At 70.0% G+C, this 20,321-nt stretch carries 21 protein-coding genes; 9 read left to right on the forward strand and 12 right to left on the reverse strand.

Annotation, left to right across the window (positions count from 1 at the left end; translation table 11 throughout):
* Window positions 1–51: 51 nt before the first annotated feature.
* Entirely contained in the window at window positions 52–1,593 is a 1,542-nt protein-coding gene (locus H5965_RS05110; protein ID WP_310968131.1) for a M28 family metallopeptidase, read from the reverse strand.
* A gap of 81 nt (window positions 1,594–1,674) precedes the next feature.
* On the opposite strand from H5965_RS05110, the gene H5965_RS05115 reads away from it, so the two are divergent.
* Window positions 1,675–2,652 carry an NAD(P)H-quinone oxidoreductase gene (locus H5965_RS05115; RefSeq protein WP_310968132.1) on the forward strand — a complete coding sequence of 326 codons (978 nt, stop codon included), beginning with the start codon at window positions 1,675–1,677 and terminating at the stop codon, window positions 2,650–2,652.
* Here H5965_RS05115 and H5965_RS05120 read toward each other — a convergent pair.
* A complete protein-coding gene (locus tag H5965_RS05120) occupies window positions 2,649–3,848 on the reverse strand; it encodes a cysteine desulfurase-like protein (RefSeq protein WP_004558816.1) in 1,200 nt (399 codons plus the stop codon). The genes H5965_RS05115 and H5965_RS05120 overlap by 4 nt on opposite strands.
* A 134-nt stretch (window positions 3,849–3,982) precedes the next feature.
* On the opposite strand from H5965_RS05120, the gene H5965_RS05125 reads away from it, so the two are divergent.
* A complete protein-coding gene (locus H5965_RS05125) occupies window positions 3,983–4,555 on the forward strand; it encodes a bacterial proteasome activator family protein (RefSeq protein ID WP_310968133.1) in 573 nt (190 codons plus the stop codon).
* Window positions 4,556–4,939: 384 nt separating this feature from the next.
* Here H5965_RS05125 and H5965_RS05130 read toward each other — a convergent pair whose 3' ends face one another.
* Both H5965_RS05130 and H5965_RS05135 read right to left on the reverse strand, forming a co-directional pair.
* A complete protein-coding gene (locus tag H5965_RS05130) occupies window positions 4,940–5,377 on the reverse strand; it encodes a hypothetical protein (RefSeq protein ID WP_310968134.1) in 438 nt (145 codons plus the stop codon).
* 14 nt (window positions 5,378–5,391) lie between these two features.
* Window positions 5,392–6,075, reverse strand: a complete 684-nt coding sequence (locus H5965_RS05135) for a hypothetical protein (protein ID WP_310968135.1) — start codon at window positions 6,073–6,075, stop codon at window positions 5,392–5,394.
* Between the two features lie 101 nt (window positions 6,076–6,176).
* Here H5965_RS05135 and H5965_RS05140 point away from each other — a divergent pair, with 101 nt between their 5' ends.
* Window positions 6,177–6,851 (forward strand): acylneuraminate cytidylyltransferase family protein, encoded by a 675-nt coding sequence (locus tag H5965_RS05140; protein WP_310968136.1) that lies wholly within the window; start codon window positions 6,177–6,179, stop codon window positions 6,849–6,851.
* On the opposite strand, the gene neuC is transcribed toward H5965_RS05140, so the two are convergent.
* Window positions 6,848–7,978: a UDP-N-acetylglucosamine 2-epimerase gene (neuC, locus tag H5965_RS05145; protein ID WP_310968137.1), complete on the reverse strand. Its 1,131-nt coding sequence runs from the start codon at window positions 7,976–7,978 to the stop codon at window positions 6,848–6,850. The two genes, H5965_RS05140 and neuC, sit on opposite strands and share 4 nt — an antisense overlap.
* Complete coding sequence (locus H5965_RS05150; RefSeq protein WP_310968138.1) at window positions 7,971–8,996, reverse strand: N-acetylneuraminate synthase family protein; 1,026 nt, start codon at window positions 8,994–8,996, stop codon at window positions 7,971–7,973. The genes neuC and H5965_RS05150 overlap by 8 nt, the downstream gene beginning before the upstream one ends.
* 128 nt (window positions 8,997–9,124) lie before the next feature.
* Here H5965_RS05150 and H5965_RS05155 point away from each other — a divergent pair, with 128 nt between their 5' ends.
* Genes H5965_RS05155 through H5965_RS05165 form a run of 3 tightly spaced genes read left to right on the forward strand, consistent with a single transcriptional unit; the run spans window position 9,125 to window position 11,817 of the window.
* Window positions 9,125–10,090 carry an ABC transporter permease gene (locus tag H5965_RS05155; RefSeq protein WP_310968139.1) on the forward strand — a complete coding sequence of 322 codons (966 nt, stop codon included), beginning with the start codon at window positions 9,125–9,127 and terminating at the stop codon, window positions 10,088–10,090.
* A 3-nt stretch (window positions 10,091–10,093) separates the two neighbouring features.
* Window positions 10,094–10,909 carry an ABC transporter ATP-binding protein gene (locus H5965_RS05160; RefSeq protein WP_310968140.1) on the forward strand — a complete coding sequence of 272 codons (816 nt, stop codon included), beginning with the start codon at window positions 10,094–10,096 and terminating at the stop codon, window positions 10,907–10,909.
* The gene (locus tag H5965_RS05165; protein ID WP_310968141.1) at window positions 10,909–11,817 is read left to right on the forward strand and encodes a glycosyltransferase family 2 protein; all 909 of its coding nucleotides are present in this window, start codon (window positions 10,909–10,911) and stop codon (window positions 11,815–11,817) included. The genes H5965_RS05160 and H5965_RS05165 overlap by 1 nt, the downstream gene beginning before the upstream one ends.
* A gap of 33 nt (window positions 11,818–11,850) precedes the next feature.
* Here the strand turns inward: H5965_RS05165 and H5965_RS05170 are convergent, their stop codons facing one another.
* The 4 genes from H5965_RS05170 to H5965_RS05185 all read right to left on the reverse strand — a co-directional run bounded on the left by H5965_RS05170 (window position 11,851) and on the right by H5965_RS05185 (window position 15,270).
* A complete protein-coding gene (locus H5965_RS05170; protein ID WP_310968142.1) occupies window positions 11,851–13,341 on the reverse strand; it encodes a hypothetical protein in 1,491 nt (496 codons plus the stop codon).
* An 8-nt stretch (window positions 13,342–13,349) separates the two neighbouring features.
* Complete coding sequence (locus H5965_RS05175; protein ID WP_310968143.1) at window positions 13,350–13,898, reverse strand: DUF3558 family protein; 549 nt, start codon at window positions 13,896–13,898, stop codon at window positions 13,350–13,352.
* A gap of 31 nt (window positions 13,899–13,929) precedes the next feature.
* Window positions 13,930–14,379 carry a hypothetical protein gene (locus tag H5965_RS05180; protein ID WP_310968144.1) on the reverse strand — a complete coding sequence of 150 codons (450 nt, stop codon included), beginning with the start codon at window positions 14,377–14,379 and terminating at the stop codon, window positions 13,930–13,932.
* Between the two features lie 129 nt (window positions 14,380–14,508).
* Window positions 14,509–15,270, reverse strand: a complete 762-nt coding sequence (locus H5965_RS05185) for an ESX secretion-associated protein EspG (protein WP_310968145.1) — start codon at window positions 15,268–15,270, stop codon at window positions 14,509–14,511.
* A gap of 105 nt (window positions 15,271–15,375) precedes the next feature.
* Between H5965_RS05185 and H5965_RS05190 the strand changes: the two genes are divergently transcribed.
* Entirely contained in the window at window positions 15,376–15,621 is a 246-nt protein-coding gene (locus tag H5965_RS05190; protein WP_310968146.1) for a hypothetical protein, read from the forward strand.
* Between the two features lie 50 nt (window positions 15,622–15,671).
* Here the strand turns inward: H5965_RS05190 and H5965_RS05195 are convergent, their stop codons facing one another.
* Together H5965_RS05195 and H5965_RS05200 are read right to left on the reverse strand one after the other, a co-directional pair.
* Entirely contained in the window at window positions 15,672–17,591 is a 1,920-nt protein-coding gene (locus tag H5965_RS05195; RefSeq protein WP_310968147.1) for a glycosyltransferase, read from the reverse strand.
* Between the two features lie 6 nt (window positions 17,592–17,597).
* Complete coding sequence (locus H5965_RS05200; RefSeq protein WP_167384516.1) at window positions 17,598–18,065, reverse strand: GtrA family protein; 468 nt, start codon at window positions 18,063–18,065, stop codon at window positions 17,598–17,600.
* Window positions 18,066–18,226: 161 nt separating this feature from the next.
* On the opposite strand from H5965_RS05200, the gene H5965_RS05205 reads away from it, so the two are divergent.
* Window positions 18,227–19,561: an FAD-binding oxidoreductase gene (locus H5965_RS05205; RefSeq protein WP_310968502.1), complete on the forward strand. Its 1,335-nt coding sequence runs from the start codon at window positions 18,227–18,229 to the stop codon at window positions 19,559–19,561.
* Window positions 19,558–20,313, forward strand: coding sequence for a decaprenylphospho-beta-D-erythro-pentofuranosid-2-ulose 2-reductase (locus tag H5965_RS05210; protein WP_310968148.1), 756 nt, complete (start codon window positions 19,558–19,560; stop codon window positions 20,311–20,313). Before H5965_RS05205 ends, H5965_RS05210 begins: the two co-directional genes overlap by 4 nt.
* The last annotated feature ends 8 nt before the right edge of the window (window positions 20,314–20,321 follow it).

The following is a 20,321-nucleotide window of genomic DNA, read 5'->3' on the forward strand; positions in this document are numbered from 1 at the left end:
TCCACGACGAAGGGGCCGCCCCGCAGCCGGGACGGCCCCTTCGGTCTGTCGTCAGGCGGTCAGTGCGTGCGGGTCACCCGCGACGGCGCGGGCGGAGAAGTTCCGCTGCGCCTTGCGCTCGGCGGCCTTCTGCTTGGCCGCCTTCGCCTTGCCCGGCTGGACGCCGTTGATGCTCTCGGTGCTCGTCGCGTAGACACCGAGGGCCCAGGCGAGGCCGTCCGCATTGCGGTCCAGCGCGACCCGGTCGATGTTGCCCAGGTTGTCGCAGGCCTGGTGGTAGCACGGGTCGAACGCGACGCCGGCCTGGCCACCCCACTTCGCCGCCTGCGCCGGGGTCTTCAGCACCTCGGCACCGGTGTCGAGGCCGCCGGCCGGGATGCCGACGGCGATGAACTCGCCGTAGTCCGAACGCCCGGTGAAGTCGGTGCCCTCGAGGGACACCCCGCGCGCGGCCTGCATGAAGTCGACGAAGGTCTTCTCGATCTGCGCCGAGCCGTACGGGCCGGCACCCGCGCCGACGCCGTCGGAGTTGTCGCCGTCGTAGGCGAAGTAGCCGGCGTTGGGCGAGCCGATCATGTCGAAGTTCAGGTACAGCGCGATGTCGAGCTGCTGCTCGAAGGTCAGCTGGTCGACGTAGTAGGTCGAGCCGATCAGGCCGAACTCCTCCGCGCTCCAGAAGCCGAAGCGGACGCCGTTGTTGACCTTCGGGCTGCTGCCCAGCTGCAGCGCGGTCTCGAGCAGGGCCGCGGAGCCGCTGCCGTTGTCGTTGATGCCCGGGCCGGCCGGGACGCTGTCGAGGTGCGACCCCAGCATCACGACGTTGTCCTTGCGGCCGGTCTTGGTCTCGGCGATGACGTTGTAGCTGGTCCGCGCCTCCTGGAAGGCCCGCAGCTCCAGCGTCACGTTCTGCCCGCCGAGGGTGGCCAGCTGCGCCCCCGCGGCCGCCGTCACGCCCCCGGTCGGGATCGCGGCGTTCTCCGGACCCCCCAGGGTCCCGTTGAGGTCGCCGTCGGTGTTGTTGTAGACGATGGCGCCGATCGCCCCCGCGGCGGCGGCCGTCTGCTGCTTCTGCGCGAACGAGCAGCCACCGCGCTTGATCAGCGCGATCTTGCCCGCGACGTCCGCGGTGTAGTCGGTGGCCTCGCAGCCGCTGGTGTCGTCCACGGCGACCACGGACAGCGGCGCGGTGATGCCGCCGACCGGCGTCGACTTCGTGTACTCCATGGCGATGACCGGGACGTTGGCGCCGCCCGCGGTCAGCTTCTCGGCGAGCGTCTCCGAGTAGGTGAACGGGAATTCCTGGCGGGTGACCTGGAAGCCGGCCGCCTCGAGCTTGGTGGCGATGTACTCGGCCGACTTCTGGTGGCCCCCGGTGCTCGCAGCGCGGGTGCCGCCGTTGGTGTCGGCAATGCGTTGGAGGGCGATCAGGTGCCGGTTGACGCCGTTGACGTCGACCTTCTTGACGAGCTGCTTCGCCAGGGCGGGACCGTCGGGGACCGTGTTCGCGGCGGCGGCCGGGGTCAGGCCGAGCACCAGCGTGGCACCGGCGGCTATCGCCACCGGCGGGAGGAACTTCGTTCTGAAGAGTGACATGGTTGCTCACCTTTGTTCCCTATGCGAAGTCCGTCAATGCGCCTTTCGGCGGGAACTTTCGCCGCGGTATACGGTCGACACATGTACGCGATCACCATCCGTGAACCAGGTGACCCGGACGTTCTCGAGTGGGCGGAGGTCGCGGACCCGCGGCCCGGACCCGGCGAGGTGCTGCTGGAAGTCGCGGCGAGCGCGGTGAACCGCGCGGATCTGCTGCAGCGCCAGGGCCACTACCCGCCCCCGCCCGGTGCGAGCGAAACCCTCGGCCTCGAATGCTCCGGCACGATCGCGGAACTCGGCGAGGGCGTCGAAGGCTGGAACGTCGGCGACGAGGTCTGCGCCCTGCTCTCCGGCGGCGGCTACGCGGAGAAGGCGGTCGTCCCCGCGGGGCAGCTGCTGCCGGTGCCGGGCGAGATCGACCTGCTCACGGCGGCCGCGCTGCCCGAGGTGGCCTGCACGGTGTGGGCGAACGTCGTCATGCACGCGAAGCTCACCGAGGGCGAGGTGCTGCTGGTCCACGGCGGGGCGGGCGGCATCGGCACGCACGCCATCCAGGTCGGCAAGGCGCTCGGCGCGACGGTCGCCGTCACCGCGGGCTCGCCGGACCGGCTCGAGAGCTGCCGCCAGCTCGGCGCCGACATCACGATCAACTACAAGACGGCCGACTTCGTCGAGGTGCTCCGCGAGGAGACCGGCGGCGCGAACGTCATCCTCGACAACATGGGTGCGTCCTACCTGGGCCGCAACGTCGACGCGTTGAAGCAGGACGGCCGGCTGGTCATCATCGGCATGCAGGGCGGGGTCAAGGGCGAGCTGAACGTCGGCGCGCTGCTCGGCAAGCGGGCGTCGGTGTTCGCCGCGGGCCTGCGCTTCCGGCCGCTGGACCAGAAGGCGGCGATCGTCGCCGACGTCCGCGAGCGGCTGTGGCCGCTGGTCGCCGAAGGTCTGGTCAAGCCGATCGTCGGCCAGGTCGTGCCGATGGCCGAGGCGTCGACCGCGCACCGCGTCCTCGAAGAGGGCAGCGTGTTCGGCAAGGTGCTGCTGGCCGCGAAGTCCTAACGCAGCTCTTCGAGGACCCGCACGAGCTGGTTGATCTCGAAGACGTTGGAGTAGTGGGCGAGGCCGATCCGCACGGCGCCGCCCACTTCTCCGACGCCGAGTGACGCGAAGACGCCGCTCGTGCCGTCGTCGGCGAAGGCGCACAGGCCCTGCGTCGCCAGGTACTCGGCGACTTCGGGCGCCTTCTTGCCGGCGACGGCGAAGGCGAGCGCGGGGATGCGGCGCATGGCGTTGCCGATGACCATGATGTGCCGCAGCGACAGCAGTTCCGTGGACAGCTGCGCGAGCAACCCGGCGTGGTAGGACTTCGCCGACCCGAGCGAGGTGACCAGCCGCTCGCGGCGCGATCCGGTGGCGGCGTCGTCGAGGCCGGAGAGGTAGTCGATCGACGCGATGAGGCCGGCGAGCAGCGGGTAGGCGTGCGGGCCGAGCTCCAGGCGGGCGGCGCCGCGGGCCATCGGGTCGAGCGACGCCGACGGGATCCGTTCGATCAGCTCGGGGTCGCGGAAGACCAGGGCACCCACCGAGGGGCCGCCCCAGGCCTGCGCGGACACGACCATGACGTCGGCGCCGAGGGCGTTGATGTCGAGCGGCAGGAAGGGCGCGGCGTAGGTCGCGTCGACGACGACGAGCGCGCCGACCCGCTTGGCGAACTCGATGATCGTCGGCACGTCCGGCCGGGTGCCGACGGACCCGGACGCGAGCGTGACGGCGACGGCCTTGGTGCGCGCGGACACGAGCTGCTCGTACTGCCACGCGGGCAGCTCGCAGGTCTCGATGTCGATCTCACCCCAGCGCACGACGGCGCCGACGCGCTTGGCGGCGCGTTGCCAGGGCGCCAGGTTGGCTTGTTCGTCGAGCCGGGACACGACGACTTCGTCGCCGATGGTCCACCGCTCGGCGAGCGCGTCGACGAGCCGGCGCAGCATGACCGGCGCGCTCGGCCCGAGCACGACGGCAGCCGGGTCGGCCCCGACCAGGTCGGCCACGGCCCGGCGGGCCGCGGTAACGATGCTTTCCGCGCGTTGGGAGGCCGGAAACGCTCCGCCCGGCCCGGACACCGGGGCTCGCATCGCCGTGGAAACGGCCGAAGCGACCTGTTCCGGGACCAGCATTCCGGCGGCGCCGTCGAAGTGAATCCAGCCGTCACCCAGCGCGGGAAAGAGCCCACGGATACGAGCGACGTCGAACGCCATGGGGACACCGTACGGACGTGCGGTTTCGCCGTGCGTCCGGGGTTGGGTGGAGAGCCACCGGGAACCCGGTTTACGGCTACGCTCGGAGACGGACACCCCCTGGGTGTCGCGGAGCGTGTCGAAGGCAAGCCAGGATGGAGCACATGACCGAGCCGAACTTCACAGCGGGTGACCCGGGCCAGGAATCTTCACCCCACGTGGTGGTCGTCGGACCGGACGGCACGCCAGTGGGCGCAGCCCCCGTCGAGGGCGACCACCCCGAATCGGTGGGCGACCTCGTCGAGGAGCCGGCGAAGGTGATGCGCATCGGCACGATGATCAAGCAGCTCCTGGAGGAGGTCCGGGCGGCCCCGCTGGACGACGCGTCCCGCACGCGCGTGCGGGAGATCCACCAGACGTCGATCCGCGAGCTCGAGAAGGCCTTGGCCCCGGAGCTGCAGGACGAGCTGGAAAGGCTGGTCAGGCCGTTCACGAACGACTCGACCCCGTCGGACGCGGAGCTGCGGATCGCCCAGGCGCAGCTGGTCGGCTGGCTGGAGGGCCTGTTCAGCGGAATCCAGACGGCCCTGTTCGCCCAGCAGATGGCGGCCCGGGTCCAGCTGGAGCAGATGCGGCGCGGACTGCCCGCTGGTCCTTCGGGGCTGGCCGGGCACGGGCATGGGCCTGACCACGGGCCGGGGATTTCGGGGACGGGCCAGTACCTCTGAGTGAGGTTGTCCACAGACCGAAGGGCCTGTGGACAACCTCTGTGGACAAGTCGGCACGGCGGGGTCTGTCCGGGGTGCCGATAGGCCTACTCGAAGGTCGCGAATGACTCATTCGGGACGTCCGAGGTCCCGAATGAGTCATTCGCGACACCGCAGGCCCGCCGCCCAACCCGGCACCCCGCCCAGACCTCCCCCGCCACCCCGATCCGAAGCCAGAACACGGCCGGTGGTGCCGGGTCAAGGCACGCTTCCCGCCTTGACGCGGTACCACCGGCCGTAGTGACAATTTCCCGGCTTCGGGGTGGTGGGCAGCAAGCGAGCACCCGCCCAGATCAGCCAGGGCTCCGGGCAAAGACCCGCCTCCACCCCACAGCGGCGACCGACTCAGCCGGCGACCTCGCGCTGGGCCGCGACGTCCTCTTCCAAGCGGGCCAAGCGCTCCTCGTACTTCGAGATCGCCGCCAGCCGGGCCCGGATGCGGGCGTGCTCCGCGCGGACCTCCTCGGCCTCATCAGGCGCGTACTCGAGCCGCTCCGCCAGGCGGGCCACCGACCCCGGCCGCTCGAAGGCCGCGATACGGGCCTCCAGCGCCGCCAGGTGAGGCGCCAAGCGGCGCTGCTCGTCGTACAGCCACTTCACGTGGCCGTCGAGTTCCTGCGTCGCGTGCTCGACGTCCCGGCGCAGGTCGGCGAGGTGGCCGTGCAGGCGATCGAGTTCGGGCTGGATGCGGTCGGTCGCTATCTGCTCGATGCGCGGCCGGAGCCGGGCCATCACCGGTCGCCAGGCCAGGCCGGCGAGCGCTTTCGCCCGTGGAACCACCACTCCGCGAATGTCACTCACTGTATGATCTCGATTCTTCCGGAGTCACGCCAAGTGCTCAGCAGCTTCGATTCCGCGTGCAGCCGGTGTTCCGCGGTGACCCCGACCTTGCTGCCCCAGGCGTGCTCGAAGTCGGTCTGGTCCGGCCGTTCGATGATCGACACCCCGGTGAGGCGCACCAGCGCCTCCGGGAACAGCTGCCGGCACAGGTAGGTCACCAGCGTGCCGGTCGTGGCCCAGACTTGCTCGTCCGCGGACAGGCCCAGCAGCTTCGACAGCGGCAGCACGAACTGCCGGTTCGGAATCGGCACGAACCCCAGGTCGGCGGGCCACCAGTCGGGCAGCGTCTCGGGCTCCCAGAACAGCCGGCCCGGCTCGGCGAGCAGGTACAGCCGCGAGGTGTAGTCGGCGAACGTGTACGGCGAGACCATGACCCCGCGGTGGACCACCACGACGTCGGTGCGGCGGCCGTACGTCGGTGCGGCGTCCGGTTCGTCCAGCGCGAAGGTCGTCATGCGGAAGACCAGGTCGCTGCCGTCGATCAGGGCGGCTCGCTCGGCGTCGGGCGTCATCGGCGCGTTGCCGACCACCGCGATCGTCTCGACGTGCTGGCCGCGGGCGTAGGCGATCAGGAGGTCACGGAGCATGTCACCCTCGGCGAGCTGCTCGGAGGCTTCGCCCGCGAACTGGGTTTGACTCATCGCTCCCCCAAGGCATCGGTGTCCGGGGCCGCCGTCAGGCGGCAGCCGAGCAGACGGACAATAGCCGACAGACCACTGTCGTTACCCGGAAGGGGTCCTCTGTGACCGCGCTGGCCATCGTCCCGGCGAGGGGCGGCTCCGTCGGGCTGCCGGGCAAGAACCTGGCGCCCTTCCGGGGCCGTCCGCTGGTCGCGCACACCGTGCACACCGCCGTCGCGGCCGGGATCGCCGACGTCGTCGTCACCACCGACGACGCCGACATCGCCGCCGCGGCCGAGGCCGAGGGTGCCCGGACCGTCGCCAGGCCCGCCCACCTCGCGGACGCGGCCAGCCGGACGCTGCCCGCGGTCACGCACGCGCTCGACACGCTCGGCGTCCCCGATTCGACGCTCGTCCTGCTGCTCCAGCCCACCTCGCCGCTGCGGACGGCCGAGGACATCGCCGAGTGCCTCGACATCCACGCGGACCGGCCGACCGGCTCGGTCGTACAGATGTGCCGCTCGACCGACCACCACCCGCTGAAGGTGTGCCTGGAGACGCCGGACGGCGGGATCGCCCCGGTCCGGGACTGGGCCGACCTCGAAGCACCCCGGCAGACGCTGCCGGTCGTGCTGCGGCCCACCGGCGGCATCTACCTCGTCCGCGCCGGCGACCTGCGCCGGCACGAGCGGTTCTTCATCCCCGAGGTGCGGCCCCAGTTCGTTCCGGTCGAGCGGGCGATCGACATCGACTCCGCCGCGGACCTCGTGCTGGCCGAGCAGCACGTGACCGGCTAGCGGTCCACGAAGGCCTTGTAGAGCGAAGGCCGCCAGATCTCCTCGCCTTCGAGCAGGTCGATGATCCGGCGGTGCGCGCCCGGCTCGCCGAACTCGGTGTGCGGCTCGCACCGGCCCATGGCGCGGGCCTTGCCGATCCCGGCCGCGACGGCTTCGGCGGTCGGTTCGACCGAGAGCACGCTGGGGGCCATCGCCCGGTTGCGCTGCCGGGTGCCGACGGTGACCGACGGGGTCCCCAGGACCGGCGCCTCCCGCACGCCGGCGCTCGAGTTGCCCAGCACGACGGCCGCGTTCTTCATCAAGGTGACGAAGTACTCGAACCGCATCGACGGCAGGCGGACGAACCGGGGCCCTGCGAGCCGGTCGAGCTCGCTCCTGATCTCGCGGCAGCCTTCGTCGTTGTTCGGGTCGATGACGACCCAGTTGCCCTCGGTGAGCACGGCGTCGACCACGGCCGCCGCGTTGCGCCGGTTCTGGTCGCGCTCGGTCGTCACCGGGTGCAGGGCGAGCAGGCCGTAGTCGGTGAACGGGATCTCGTAGTGCCGCCGGACCTCGTCGAGGTCGGGCAGCCGCGCCGACGTCAGGACGTCGACCTCGGGGCTGCCGACGACGAAGATCCGGTCCTCCTCCTCGCCGAGCTGCAGGAGCCGGCGCCGGGCCGTCTCGTTGGCGACCAGGTGCACGTGGGCGTGCTTCGACAGCGAGTGCCGGATGACGTCGTCGATCGTGCCGCTGACCTCGCCGCCTTCGATGTGCACGACCCGCACGTTCGCCAGCGAGCCGACGATCGCCCCGGCGAGGGCCTCGACCCGGTCGCCGTGCACGACGATCGCGGCCGGCTGCTCCTCGTGCACCAGCCGGGCCAGCGCCTGGACGGTGTTGGCCAGCACGAGCGCCATCGGCTCGTCTTCGATCTGGTTCGGGATCAGGTGCAGCCGTTCCAGCCCGGCCAGCTCGATCTCGCGCACCGTGTAGCCGTAGCTGCGCAGCATGTGCATGCCGGTGACGACGATGCGGGCGGACAGCACCGGGCTCTTCTGCACGGCGAGCATGACGTCCCGCAGCTTCCCGAAGTCGGCGCGGGTCCCGGTGAGGAACAGGACCTCACGCCGCCCGGGCTCAGCCAAGGTCCGCCCAGCTCACCTGCGTGTTCGCCGGCAGCGCCCGGGTGACGGCCCGGCCGAGCAGGCTCTCGTAGTCCTTGGCCTTGATCTCGCCGGTGCCCGGGCGCTTGACCCAGATGTTGTCCGTGGTCAGGGCCTCGCCCTCGGCGACGTCCTTGGTGGTGACCACGCAGGCGTAGGCGAAGTCGATCGTCGGCTGTTCCTCGGCCAGGATCTGCTTGGACCCGCCGCGCGAGGCGTGGATCAGGCGCGAGCCCTCGACGAGCTGCTTGAACTCCGCCGGCGTCGACGAAACCGGGATGTCCGGGCCCGGCCAGTTCATGTCCGAGGTGAAGTGCCGTTCGAGCACCGAAGCGCCGAGCGCGACCGCGCCCAGGCACGGGTAGATCGTGGTGGTGTGGTCGGAAAGCCCGAGTTCGGCGTCCGGGAAGGCGGCGTGCAGCTCCGCGATCGCACCGAGCCGCACCTGCTCCGGCGGCGTCGGGTACAGCGACGTGCAGTGCAGCAGCGCGAACCCGACCCCCGCGGCCCGCAGGATCTCGACGGCCGGGGTGATGGACGCGATGTCGTTCATCCCGGTCGAGAGGATGACCGGCTTGCCGAACGACGCCACGTGGCGGATCAGGGGGTAGTTGTTGCACTCCCCGGAGCCGATCTTGAAGCCCTCGACCCCCAGCTCGGCCAGCCGGTCGGCGGCGGCGCGCGAGAACGGCGTCGACAGGAAGACGAGCCCGCGCTCCTCGGCGTGCGCCTTGATCTCGCGCTCGTCCTCCGCGGTGAGCGCGACGCGGTTCATCATGTCCCAGATCGGCTCGTCGGCGTTGCCGGGCACGACGTCGTTCGGGATCATCTCGTCGTCGACGACGTGGGTCTGGATCTTGACGACCTGGACGCCGGCGTCCGCGGCGTCGTCGACCATCTTGTGCGCCTTCTTGGGATCGCCCTCGTGGTTGATCCCGATCTCGGCGATCACGAGAGGGGGGTGGTCGGCACCGACCGGGTGCTCGCCGAGCATGAACATGGAGACCTCCGGGTCGCTGCGTGGCTGCGGTCCGTCCCCGACCTTATCCCGTGGGCCGCCGGGCCCGGTCCCGCCCGACGCCCGTGCCCTCTCAAGGCGCCCCGGATCCCATCGGTACCCTCGTCCACGTGCATGCCACCAGCACGGTTCAGGCCGCAGACTCACCAGTAGCGACGTCCGCACCGCCGACGTCGGACAGCAAGACGTTCTCGCGGGCCTTCGCCGACATCAAGGCCGGTTTCCGCGCCCGCGAGCTGTGGGGTCACCTCGGCTGGCAGGACATCAAGCAGCGCTACCGCCGGTCGGTGATCGGGCCCTTCTGGATCACCATCAGCCAGGCCGTCATCGCGCTCGGGCTCGGGTTGCTGTACTCGCAGCTGTTCGCGACGCCCGTCGAGGTGTTCCTGCCCTACCTCTCCACCGGCTTCATCCTGTGGGGCTTCGTCAGCGGCTGCCTCTCCGAGGGCATGGAAACGTTCATCACGAACGAGGGGCTGATCAAGCAGCTCCCGGCGCCGCTGAGCGTGTACATGCTGCGCACCGTGTGGCGGCAGACGCTGCTGCTGGCGCACAACATGATCGTCTACGTCGTCGTCCTGGTCATCTTCTTCAACTCGCTCGACGGGCCGTACTCCCTCACCAAGGGCCCGGTCACGCCGACGTTCGACGCCTGCGCCGGCACGTTCTGCCACCCCGGCCTCAACTGGTCGATCCTGCTGGCCATCCCCGGGTTCGCGCTGCTCGCGCTGAACGCGGGCTGGGTCACGCTGCTGCTGGGCATCATCTCGACCCGGTTCCGCGACATCCCGCAGGTGATCAACTCGCTGATCCAGCTGCTGTTCTACGCCACGCCGATCGTCTGGCCGGTGGACCAGCTGATGGCGGGCGGTGCCCGGGACAACGTCTCGTGGGCGCTGCCGTACATCACGGCCAACCCGCTGTACCACTTCATCCAGGTGGTGCGCGCGCCGCTGCTCGGCCAGACGTTCACCGCCGGCAACTGGATCGTGGTCGGCTGCATCACCGTCGTCGGCTGGGCGCTCGCGCTCGTCGCGATGCGCAACTACCGTGCCCGCGTCTCCTACTGGGTGTGACACATGGTCAGCATTGACGTCCACAACGCCTTCGTCGACTTCCCGATCTTCGACGCGAAGACCCGGTCGATGAAGAAGAAGGTCCTCGGCAAGGTCGGCGGCAAGATCGGCACCGACACCAAGGTGCCGATCATCGAGGCCCTGCACGACGTGACCCTCAACCTCCGCGAAGGCGACCGGGTCGGCCTGGTCGGGCACAACGGCGCGGGCAAGTCCACGCTGCTGCGGCTGCTCGCCGGCATCTACGAGCCGACCCGCGGGTCGTCGCGGATCGAGGGCAAGATCGCGCCGGTCTTCGACCTCGGTGTCGGCATGGACCCGGAGATCTCCGGCCAGGAGAACATCATCATCCGCGGCCTCTTCCTCGGCATGACCGCCAAGGAGATGGAGAAGCGGGTCGACGACATCGCGGAGTTCACCGAGCTCGGCGACTACCTGCAGATGCCGCTGCGGACGTACTCGACCGGTATGCGCGTGCGGCTGGCGCTGGGTGTCGTCACGTCGATCGACCCCGAGATCCTGATCCTCGACGAGGGCATCGGCGCGGTCGACGCGGCGTTCCTCAACAAGGCCCGCGACCGGCTCAAGGACCTCGTCAAGCGCTCCGGCATCCTGGTGTTCGCGAGCCACTCGGACGAATTCCTGTTCGAGCTGTGCGACTCCGCCATCTGGATGGACGAGGGGCACCTCAAGCAGCAGGGTTCGCTGCGGGACGTCCTGACGTCCTACAAGGGCCGTGACCCCTTCGAGAACATGAGCCAGGAAACCTTGCAGCGCTTCGGCATCGAGCCGGTGGCGACGACGAACGGCGGGGAATGATGGCGAGCGAGACCCGGCAGCTGCCCGACGGCGCGGTCGTCGGCGTGGTCGTCACGCGGCACCGGCGCGAGCTGCTCGCGGACTCGCTGAAGATCATCGCGGCCCAGACCCGGCCGGTCGACCACCTGGTGGTCGTCGACAACGGGCCGGACGACTCCGCGCGCGAAGTCGTCGAGAACTACCCGCTGCCGTACACGTACCTGCCGTCGCACCGGAACCTCGGCGGCGCCGGCGGGTTCGCGCTCGGCATGCTGCACGCGCTTTCGCTGGGCGCGGACTGGGTCTGGCTGGCCGACGACGACGGGCGTCCGGCCGACGAGAACGTGCTCGCGATCCTGCTGGAGGAAGCGGAAAAGCGGGACCTGGCGGAGATTTCGCCGGTGGTGTCGAACATCGACGCGCCGGACAAGCTGGCGTTCCCGCTGCGCCGCGGCCTGACCTGGAAGCGTTCGCAGTCCGAGCTGGGCGTGGACTTCCTGCCGGGCATCGCGTCCCTGATGAACGGCGCGCTGTTCCGGGCGTCCACTTTGGACGTCGTCGGGGTGCCGGACCTGCGCCTGTTCTTCCGCGGCGACGAGGTCGAGCTGCACCGGCGGCTGGCCCGCTCGGGGCTGCCGTTCGGCACGTCGCTGAAGACGAAGTACCTGCACCCGGACGGCTCGGACGAGTTCAAGCCCATGCTGGGCGGCAAGTTCCACGCGCAGGACCCGGAGAACGAGGTCAAGCGGTACTACACCTACCGCAACCGCGGGTATCTGCTGTCGCAGCCGGGGATGCGGAAGATCGGCGCGCTGGAGATCGTCCGGTTCGGACTGTACTTCGTGGGCGTGAAGCGGGACCCGAAGGCGTTCCTGCAGTGGCTGAAGCTGGTGCGGCAGGGCCGCGCGGAGAAGTTCTACCGCTACTGAAAAGGGGCCCCCCGCCGGGGGCCCCTTTTCGTGCTATTCGCCGATGACCGGTGGCGCGGTGCGCATGTCGGTGCCGAAGACCTCGTCGGGGTCACCCTCGACCAGGTAGGTCGGCCGCGAGTGCTCGGTGTCCTCGTCGCCCTCGCCCTTCTGGCCGCGGCCGAGGCCACCGCCGGGACCCATGCCCCCGCCGCGCCCGGCGGCACCGGCGCCGAGGCCGCCCATCCCGCGTCCGGCGGCCGCTTCGGCGGCACCGATCCCGCCCGGCCGGGCCGCCCCGGACGCGGCGCCCGCGCCCGTCGCGTTGCCGCCGGCCGCGCCCGAGCCGCCGGGACCGAACCCGCCGCTCCCGCGTCCGCCGCCCCCGCCGACCTTGGAGTTGTAGGCCTCGTCGCCGCCGAAGTTCATCCCGCCCATCGGCATCGGGCTCATCGGCGGCATCCCCCCGAACTGCTGGTTCGGGTTCTGCGTCGAGGCCGCCGGAGCCAAGCCGGGCGTGAAGCCGGACGGCGTGGTGGTGCCCGCGGGCAGGAGCCCGGCGCCGGTGGTCGAGCCGGGGCCGGAGATGTGCGCGGCGGACCCGCCCATGCCGGGGACGGGCCCGGAGGAGAAGCCCTGGGCGTGGCCGCCGGGCGTGGTCCCCGAGTTGCCGCCGGGCATGTTCACGCTGGAGGGGTTGTTGATGCCGTTCTTGTCGCCGGTCCCGTTGGGATCGTCGCTGCCCCCACCGGTGCTGAAGCTGGGCGGCGGCGCGAAGGCGGGCTGCTTGGAGGCGGCTTCGTAGAGGTTCTTGTCGTACGTCGCCATCACGCCGGCGGCCTCGTCGTGCGCGGCCTGGCTGTCCTTCTGCTTCTGGATCGACTTGTCGACGTTGTCGGCCAGGTTGAAGGGGTTCGAGGTGGCCCAGCCCTTGAACTCGTCCTTCCAGCTGAACGGAATGGGAGCGGGCATGGAGTTCTTCGCCGTGGCGGCGGCCTGCCCCTGGTCGTAGATGGTTTCCGAGGCCAGCTTGGCGTTTTGGGAGTTGGCGTCGGACCACTTGCCGAGGCTGGTGAAGTACTGCTGCGCGTTCTCGGCGGCGCTGCCTTCCCAGGTGCCCTTGGAGGCGTTGACGGCGGTGTTCATCGACTGCGCGAACTTGTCGAAGACCTGGTGGACCTGGTGGTAGGCGGTCGAGACCTCGGACACCTGGTCGACGTTGAGGTTGCTCTGGAGGAACGCCTGCAGCTGGGTGTGGTCGGTGCCCTTGTAGTCCGCGTTGGGCGCGTTCAGCCCCGAGACGTACTCGACATCACGGCCCTTGGTGGCGTCGGCGACGTTCTTGTCGCCCATCTGCTGCGACTGGTTCTTGGCCTGCGCCTGGGCGATCCACTGCTGGACCGGACCGAACAGCCAGCTCCCGGGGTCGACGCCCTCTTCGGCCTTCTTCTGCAGGTAGGCATCCCGCTCGGCGGGCGCCATGTTCTGGACCTCTTGAGGCGTCTTGTCCTCGGTCTTCGGCGTCGGTCCCTGTCGCGTGCTCATGGGTTCCCCTATCCCTTCGGCAACCGCGGTTCGACAGCGGAGGTCGCGACCTTCTCGGCAACCTGGCAAGCCTCGTTCGATGATCTGTCCAAAAGCACCGCCACGTCCACTCGCGAAGAAGCCCCGACAGCGAGTCCGAGCGTGCATCCCACCGCGGCGCCGTCCGGCGCTTCCTTCGCGGGCCGGCCGTTGATGGGCTTGTCTACCACGCCACCGCCGGTGTCCCTGACCTGGTCGACCGAAGCATCGTCGCGGACGTTCACGCCGATGACCATGGTGGCGTCGCTGGCCGAGGCGATCTTCTTCTGGTACTTGCACGTGCGGGCGCCGCCGAGCGTCTTGCTCTCCGGCTGGTTGAACTGGCCGTAGCTGCTCAGGTCACCCAGCTCGAGGAGCGAGCACGGATCGGTGATCGACTGCGTACCGCCCCCGCCGGCGGACGACGAGCTCTCCGTGGGCGCGGTGGACGCCGACGAGGACGGAGCGGGCGACGCGGTCCCCGTCTGCGTGCCGGTGCAGCCGGCCAGGAGCGCCCCGCCGGCCACGAGCGGGAGCACGGCACGAACGAGAAGGAGTTTTGTCATTACCTCAGGCCTGCTTGGTCTGGAGCGCGGTGAAGGCTCCACTCTCGGTTTCCTGGTACAGGCCCGCCGCCCTCGCCAGTGCTTCGTCGGCCTGTTTCGCGACCTGCTGGAGCTGGGTCAGCACAGCCGTGGCCGAGTTTTCGGCCTCGGTGGCGCTCTTCTGGTCGTGCGACGCGACTGTCTGGCCGTACGGGTGGCTCCCGAGCTGAGGCGCCTGGTCCAGCGCATACGTCTCGGACCGGAGACTGGTGAGGTCGTTGACCAGCTCGGTCAGCGCGTCCCGGAGCGGCTTGACCCCTTCCGGGGTGATCTTGAACCCGCCACCCTTGGCCGCGTCGACCAGCTTCTGGGTTTCGGCCGTGACGCTTTGCACCGCGGCGCCCATACCGGCCGAAGAGAGCGGGTTGAGGATGTCCGTGAACGAGCCTCCGCCCCCGCCGTCAGCCATCTGCATCGCTGTTCCACCCCGAATCGCTTCGCCCGTGCGTGTGCACCCGGGAGTCTACTAGCCGGGCACCCTCGGCCACGGCCGTTCACCGATCTTCACCTCGGACGCAGCCTCGCCACGAACGGTTCCCGAACGTCAGAACTGGCCTTCGAGCTGGGCGTACAGCTGCTGGGCCAAGCGTGCGTTGTCCGCCGGGGCGTAGGTGATCCAGCGCTGGCCGTCCGCTGCCGCCCTGGACGACATCAGCCAGCGGCCGCTCGGGGTGTCGAACCAGGCCAGCGGGGGGAACGCGCCCGCGCGGGTCTGGGCGGTGAACTGGCCCACGCGCTTCTTCGGCTCCTGGAACACCCGCTCGATCATGCGGACCTGCGGGCCTCCCGCGCTTTGCGACCGCGGGCCGGTGACGCCGGCGAACGGGTCGTACGCCTCGTCGCGGCGCTGGTGGCGGGGCTGCTGGACCGGCCTCGAGATCGTCACCGACTGGCCGGGTGCCGCCGGGGTCAGCGGGAGGAGGTCGACGATCGCCGGGACGATGCCCGTCGGGCGGACCTCCTCGAAGACGATCAGGTTCTCCTCCTGGCGGGCCAGCACCGCGAACTGGCCGTCGGACGCCACCCGCGCGAACAGGTGGCGGTCACCCAGCTCGGCGGCCGCGTTGATGGTCACGCTGCCGCGGACGAACGTCGCCAGCGCCAGCTCGGCGTCCGCGTCCAGCCTCCCCCGGCTCCACAGCCCGCGGCCGGTCAGGTCGCGGACGACGGCGTCGCGGATCATCGCGCGCTGCTCGATTGTCGTGCCGACGTGCGGAACTTCGAACGGCGTCGGCGCGCGGCCCAGCCCGAGCTGCTCGAGCAGGATGTCCACCGCCGCCAGTGACAGCGAGAACGAGTGCGGCATTCGCTTCCAACCCCCCGCGGATGAGTCCGGCCTTCGCGAAAACCGTAGCTCCGCCCTCAGCGAACCCGCTTGCCGGGGCAAGATCGCCGCTGGTCCGATGGACGCATGGCCGACACGAAACCCGCCCTCGTCCTGCACCTCGCCACCGGCGGCGAACCGCTGCTGTTCGCGCTCACCACCGAAGAATCCGGGAAGCTGGCGGGCCGGCTCGCCCAGCTCGTCAAGGCCGGCGCCGTCGAATCGGTGACCACCAAGGACGACTCGGTGGTCGCGGTCAACTTCGCGCACGTCGCCGCCGCCTACATCGACGACCTCAACCGCAAGAGCAAAGTCTTCGGCTTGCACGCGTGAACGGCGAAGGCCGCCTCACGACGTACGTGAGACGGCCTTCGCGAAGCACGTCAGAGCTTGTACAGGCGCTTCCAGTTCTCGCGCGAGGTGAGCTCCGGCATGGCGCGCTTGTACTGCTCCTGCACCGCCGCGCCTTCCTTGCGCAGCCGCTGGATGACGCGCGCGCCCTGCTTGGCCAGCGCGAACATCTTCACCCGGTCGTAGGACCGGACGCGGACGCCTTCCTGGCTCGCGTCGGTGACCACGGCCGTGTCGAACAGCGCGATGTGCCACCAGTTCGCCTCGTCGATCGGCACCGCGCCGAGCCCGAAGCGGCTGCGGCCGAGCACCCGGTCGAGGACGCGCTTGATCAGCACCAGGCGCTGCATGCTGGGCCGCGGCGCGCTGTTGATGATGCCGATGTCGTTGGACGCGATGCCCGGGACGTCGGTCGCCTTGTGGCGCTTGGTCTCCGGGTAGTCGTCGCGGATCCGGCGGATCTCCTTCATCGCCTCGACCCCGCCGTCACGCAGGATCTCCGGGCCCTTCAGGAAGTCCTCGACGGCCTTGATCAGCGTCGCCGACAGGCCGTACTGCATGCCGAGCAGGTAGCGCACCAGCTGCGCGATGAGCACGCGCGAAAGCAGGTTCAGGTTGAACGGCGAGTGCAGCGCCGCGGTGATGATCGAGTTGCGCAGGTTGAAGTACCGGTGCCACTCGTCCCAGTCCTTCATGTGGAAGTCCGCGTGCCACACGCCCGCACCCGGCAGGGTGACGGTCGGGAAGCCGTGCGCGCGGGCCCGGTAGGAGTACTCGGCGTCGTCCCACTGGAAGAAGAACGGCAGCGGGTAGCCGGTGGCCTGGACCACCTCGTAGGGGATCAGGCACGACCACCAGCCGTTGTAGCCGGCGTCGAGGCGGCGTTCCTGGCGGTTCGGCTTCAGCGTCTCCTCGTCCACGCCGAGCAGGTCGGCGGTGGACAACGAGTGCTCGACCGGCTGGCCGGGCTCCAGGGTGTTGAGCCGGGCGTACTCGGCGCCGACGTGCAGCTGGTTCGGGTGGAACAGGTTGAGCATCTGGCCGCCGACGATGATCGGGTTGGCGGCGCGGTTGGAGAACGCCGTCATCCGGATCACCAGGTCCGGCTCGAGCAGGACGTCGTCGTCCATGAACAGGACGTTCGCGTGCTCGGTCGCGGTGTGCCCGGCGACCTCGAAGAGGCCGCGGGTGAAGCCGCCGGCGCCGCCGAGGTTCGGCTGCTTGATGTAGTGCAGCTTGTCGGCGAGGTCCTTGGCGACCTGCTCGAAGCCGTCGCGGGACTCGACGAGGTCGGTGCCCTGGTCGGCGACGTAGATCGCGTCCAGCGTGTCCAGCGAGGAGACGTCGGCGGCGAGGGCCTGGAGGTTCTTCAGGCAGTCGTCGGCGCGGTTCATCGTGCAGATGGTGACCGCGGTCGGGCGGATCTTCTCCGGGGCGTCGACGGTCCAGCGGACCTGCTCGACGCGCAGCGTCTGGCCGCCCTCGGTCTCGAGGTCGAGCCAGAGCGCGCCGCCGTCGTAGAACTTGTCCAGCTTGCCGGTCAGCGACACCTTGGCCTGCTTGGCTTCCTTGACCTGCTCGGCGGCCACCACGCGGGGCTCGCCCTCGACGTCGGAGGCGCCCATGGAGAGCAGGCCGGTGCCGGTGACGACCGCCTCGACCGAGACCTCGGTCACCGTCGTCCAGCGCTGCCAGTAGCTGGCCGGGAACCGGCCGAAGTACGTGTTGCCCGACACCTTGGAGGCGGGCTCGAGGGTGATCGACGCACGTTCCCGCACGGCCGCGCCCCACTCGAGCTCGGCGTACAGGTCCTTGCTGACGATCGGCGCGGGGCCGGCGTAGAGCCCGCGCTGCGCCGTCAGGCGGCCCTGCGGAGTGTGCTCGGTGAACCGCGTCTCGGCGGCCGCGCCGGCTTCGGTGGTCGGCGCCGGGGTAGCTGTCTTACCGGGCATGGTTCCTCAGTTCTCCTTGGTCGACGGCTCGCGGAACACGACCCACTTGAGCATGACGAAATTGATCACGGTGGCGGTGGCCTGCGACACGGCCCAGCACAGCGTGTGCTGCCACGCGGACTCCGGCAGCACCTGCAGGGCCAGCTGGTTCACCCCGACCGCGACGAAGAACGTCACGGTGTAGAGCAGGACGAACGAGCCGATCTGCGCCTTCCCGTCGCGGCGCCCGCCGGCGAAGGTGAACTTCCGGTTCAGGAAGAACGCCGTGGTCGTGCCCACGATGAAAGAGATAGCGCGGGCGATGTCGACCCACGGTGAGGTGGCCATCCCGGCCACCTGCGTCAGCAGCGTGTAGGTGCCCAGGTCGACGAGGGCGCAGAAGCCCCCGATGAGGGCGAAGCGGATGAGCTGGCCCAGCAGTCCCGGGGAGGACTGCGCAGCCGCTATGTCGGCTTGCGGATCGGTCGCCACCACTGCATTACCTCGTCACCTGTGTCACGGTCACCCGCGCGGGCGCTTGTGCCTTGATGCGCAAAGTGTAGAGATGAGCACTTCAGGGTCACGTTCCGGGCGTGGTTGGGCGTGGCTACCCTGGTCGGGTGACCCAAGTACCCAACACACAGCGTCGCACGCTCATGGGCTGGGCGCGGACGTCACCGACCATCGCCGACGTGCTGACCACCTCCGATGTCGAAGTGATCGCCCGCGCCGTGGCCCAGGCCGGTGCGCGCGGCGTGATCGCCCGCGGCCTCGGCCGGTCCTACGGCGACCCGGCGCAGAACGCCGGCGGCCTCGTCGTCGACATGACGGCGCTGAACCGGATCCACTCGATCGACCCGGACACCGCGCTCGTCGACGTCGACGCCGGCGTCAGCCTCGACCAGCTGATGCGCGAGGCCCTGCCGTACGGCCTGTGGGTCCCGGTGCTGCCGGGCACGCGCCAGGTGACCATCGGCGGCGCGATCGCCAACGACATCCACGGCAAGAACCACCACAGCGCGGGCAGCTTCGGCAACCACGTCGTGTCGATGGACCTGATCACCGCCGACGGGCAGGTCCGCACGCTGACGCCGGACGGCCCGGACGCCGAGCTGTTCTGGGCGACCGTCGCGGGCATCGGCCTGACCGGCATCATCGTCCGGGCCAAGATCCGGATGACCAAGACCGAAACCGCGTACTTCCTCGCGGACAACGAGCGCACGAACAACCTCGACGAGACCCTGGAACTGGTCACCGACGGTTCCGACGACAACTACACGTACTCGTCGGCGTGGTTCGACACGATTTCCACCGGCGCGAAGCTCGGCCGCGCCGCCTTCGGCCGCGGTTCGCTGGCCAAGCTGGACGAACTGCCGCCGAAGCTGCGCGCGAACCCGCTGAAGTTCGACGCCCCCCAGATCGCGACGCTTCCGGACGTCTTCCCGAACGGCCTGGCCAACAAGCTGACCTTCGGCGCCATCGGCGAGCTGTACTACCGCAAGACGCCGAAGGCCGCCCGCGGCGTGATCCAGAACCTGACCGCCTTCTACCACCCGCTCGACATGTTCGGCGAGTGGAACCGGGCCTACGGCTCGAAGGGCTTCCTGCAGTACCAGTTCTCGACGCCGCCGAACGCGCACGAGCCGCTGCGGAACATCGTCAAGAAGATCGCCGAGTCGGGGCACGTGTCCTTCCTCAACGTCTTCAAGCGCATGGGCGAGGGCAACGCGGCGCCGCTGTCGTTCCCGCACCCGGGCTGGATGGTCTGCGTCGACTTCCCGATCAAGGACGGCCTCAGCCGGTTCTGCCAGGAGCTCGACGAAGACGTCCTGGAGCTGGGCGGGCGGCTGTACACGGCGAAGGACTCGCGCACCTCGCCCGAGACGTTCGCGAAGATGTACCCGCGCCTCGAAGAGTGGCGCAAGGTGCGCGCTTCCATCGACCCCGAAGGCGTTTTCGCCTCTGACATGAGCCGGAGGCTCGAACTGTGATCGACGCGGTGGGCAACCCCCAGTCTCTGCTCCTGCTCGGCGGCACGTCCGACATCGCGCTGGCGATCGCCGAGAAGTACCTGGCCGAGAAGCCCCTGCGGGTCGTGCTGGCCGCCCGCCCGTCGCCCCGGCTGGAGGCGGCCGCCCAGCGCCTGAAGGACCGCGGCGCCGAGGTGTCCACAGTGGACTTCGACGCGAAGGACACGGACTCGCACCCGGGTGTGCTGGCCAAGGCGTTCGAGGGCGGCGACATCGACGTGGCCGTCGTGGCGTTCGGCCTGCTCGGCGACCCGGAAGAGGTCTGGCAGGACCACGCGAAGGCGGTCGAGCTGGCCACGGTGAACTACACGGCGGCGGTGTCGGTCGGCGTCGCGCTGTCGGAGAAGCTCAAGGCCCAGGGCCACGGCACGGTGATCGCGCTGTCGTCGGTGGCGGGCGAGCGCGTCCGCCGGTCCAACTTCGTGTACGGCTCGACGAAGGCCGGCTTCGACGGGTTCTACCTGGGTCTCGGCGAGGCGCTCGCGCCGTTCGGGGCGAAGGTGACGGTCGTCCGCCCGGGCCACGTGAAGACGAAGATGACCGAGGGGCTCAAGGACGCCCCGCTGGCGCAGACGGCCGAGCAGGTGGCGGAGATCGCGGTCGGCGCGGCGCGCGCCGGCAAGGACCTGGTCTGGGCGCCGGCGCCGTTCCGCCTGGTGATGTCGGCCCTGCGGCACGTCCCGCGGCCGATCTTCCGCAAGCTGCCGATCTGACGCGCTCG

The sequence above is a fragment of the Amycolatopsis sp. 505 genome (assembly GCF_031625235.1).
Taxonomy (GTDB): Bacteria; Actinomycetota; Actinomycetes; order Mycobacteriales; family Pseudonocardiaceae; genus Amycolatopsis.

Coding starts and splice junctions, on each gene's coding strand:
- H5965_RS05180 (WP_310968144.1), bottom strand. CDS start 14,379: ATGCAGATGGCTGACGGCGGGGGCGGAGGCTCGTTCACGGACATCCTC.
- H5965_RS05170 (WP_310968142.1), bottom strand. CDS start 13,341: ATGAGCACGCGACAGGGACCGACGCCGAAGACCGAGGACAAGACGCCT.
- H5965_RS05160 (WP_310968140.1), top strand. CDS start 10,094: ATGGTCAGCATTGACGTCCACAACGCCTTCGTCGACTTCCCGATCTTC.
- H5965_RS05165 (WP_310968141.1), top strand. CDS start 10,909: ATGGCGAGCGAGACCCGGCAGCTGCCCGACGGCGCGGTCGTCGGCGTG.
- H5965_RS05135 (WP_310968135.1), bottom strand. CDS start 6,075: ATGAGTCAAACCCAGTTCGCGGGCGAAGCCTCCGAGCAGCTCGCCGAG.
- H5965_RS05185 (WP_310968145.1), bottom strand. CDS start 15,270: ATGCCGCACTCGTTCTCGCTGTCACTGGCGGCGGTGGACATCCTGCTC.
- H5965_RS05125 (WP_310968133.1), top strand. CDS start 3,983: ATGGAGCACATGACCGAGCCGAACTTCACAGCGGGTGACCCGGGCCAG.
- H5965_RS05115 (WP_310968132.1), top strand. CDS start 1,675: ATGTACGCGATCACCATCCGTGAACCAGGTGACCCGGACGTTCTCGAG.
- H5965_RS05190 (WP_310968146.1), top strand. CDS start 15,376: ATGGCCGACACGAAACCCGCCCTCGTCCTGCACCTCGCCACCGGCGGC.
- H5965_RS05205 (WP_310968502.1), top strand. CDS start 18,227: ATGGGCTGGGCGCGGACGTCACCGACCATCGCCGACGTGCTGACCACC.
- H5965_RS05110 (WP_310968131.1), bottom strand. CDS start 1,593: ATGTCACTCTTCAGAACGAAGTTCCTCCCGCCGGTGGCGATAGCCGCC.
- H5965_RS05195 (WP_310968147.1), bottom strand. CDS start 17,591: ATGCCCGGTAAGACAGCTACCCCGGCGCCGACCACCGAAGCCGGCGCG.
- H5965_RS05120 (WP_004558816.1), bottom strand. CDS start 3,848: ATGGCGTTCGACGTCGCTCGTATCCGTGGGCTCTTTCCCGCGCTGGGT.
- H5965_RS05150 (WP_310968138.1), bottom strand. CDS start 8,996: ATGTTCATGCTCGGCGAGCACCCGGTCGGTGCCGACCACCCCCCTCTC.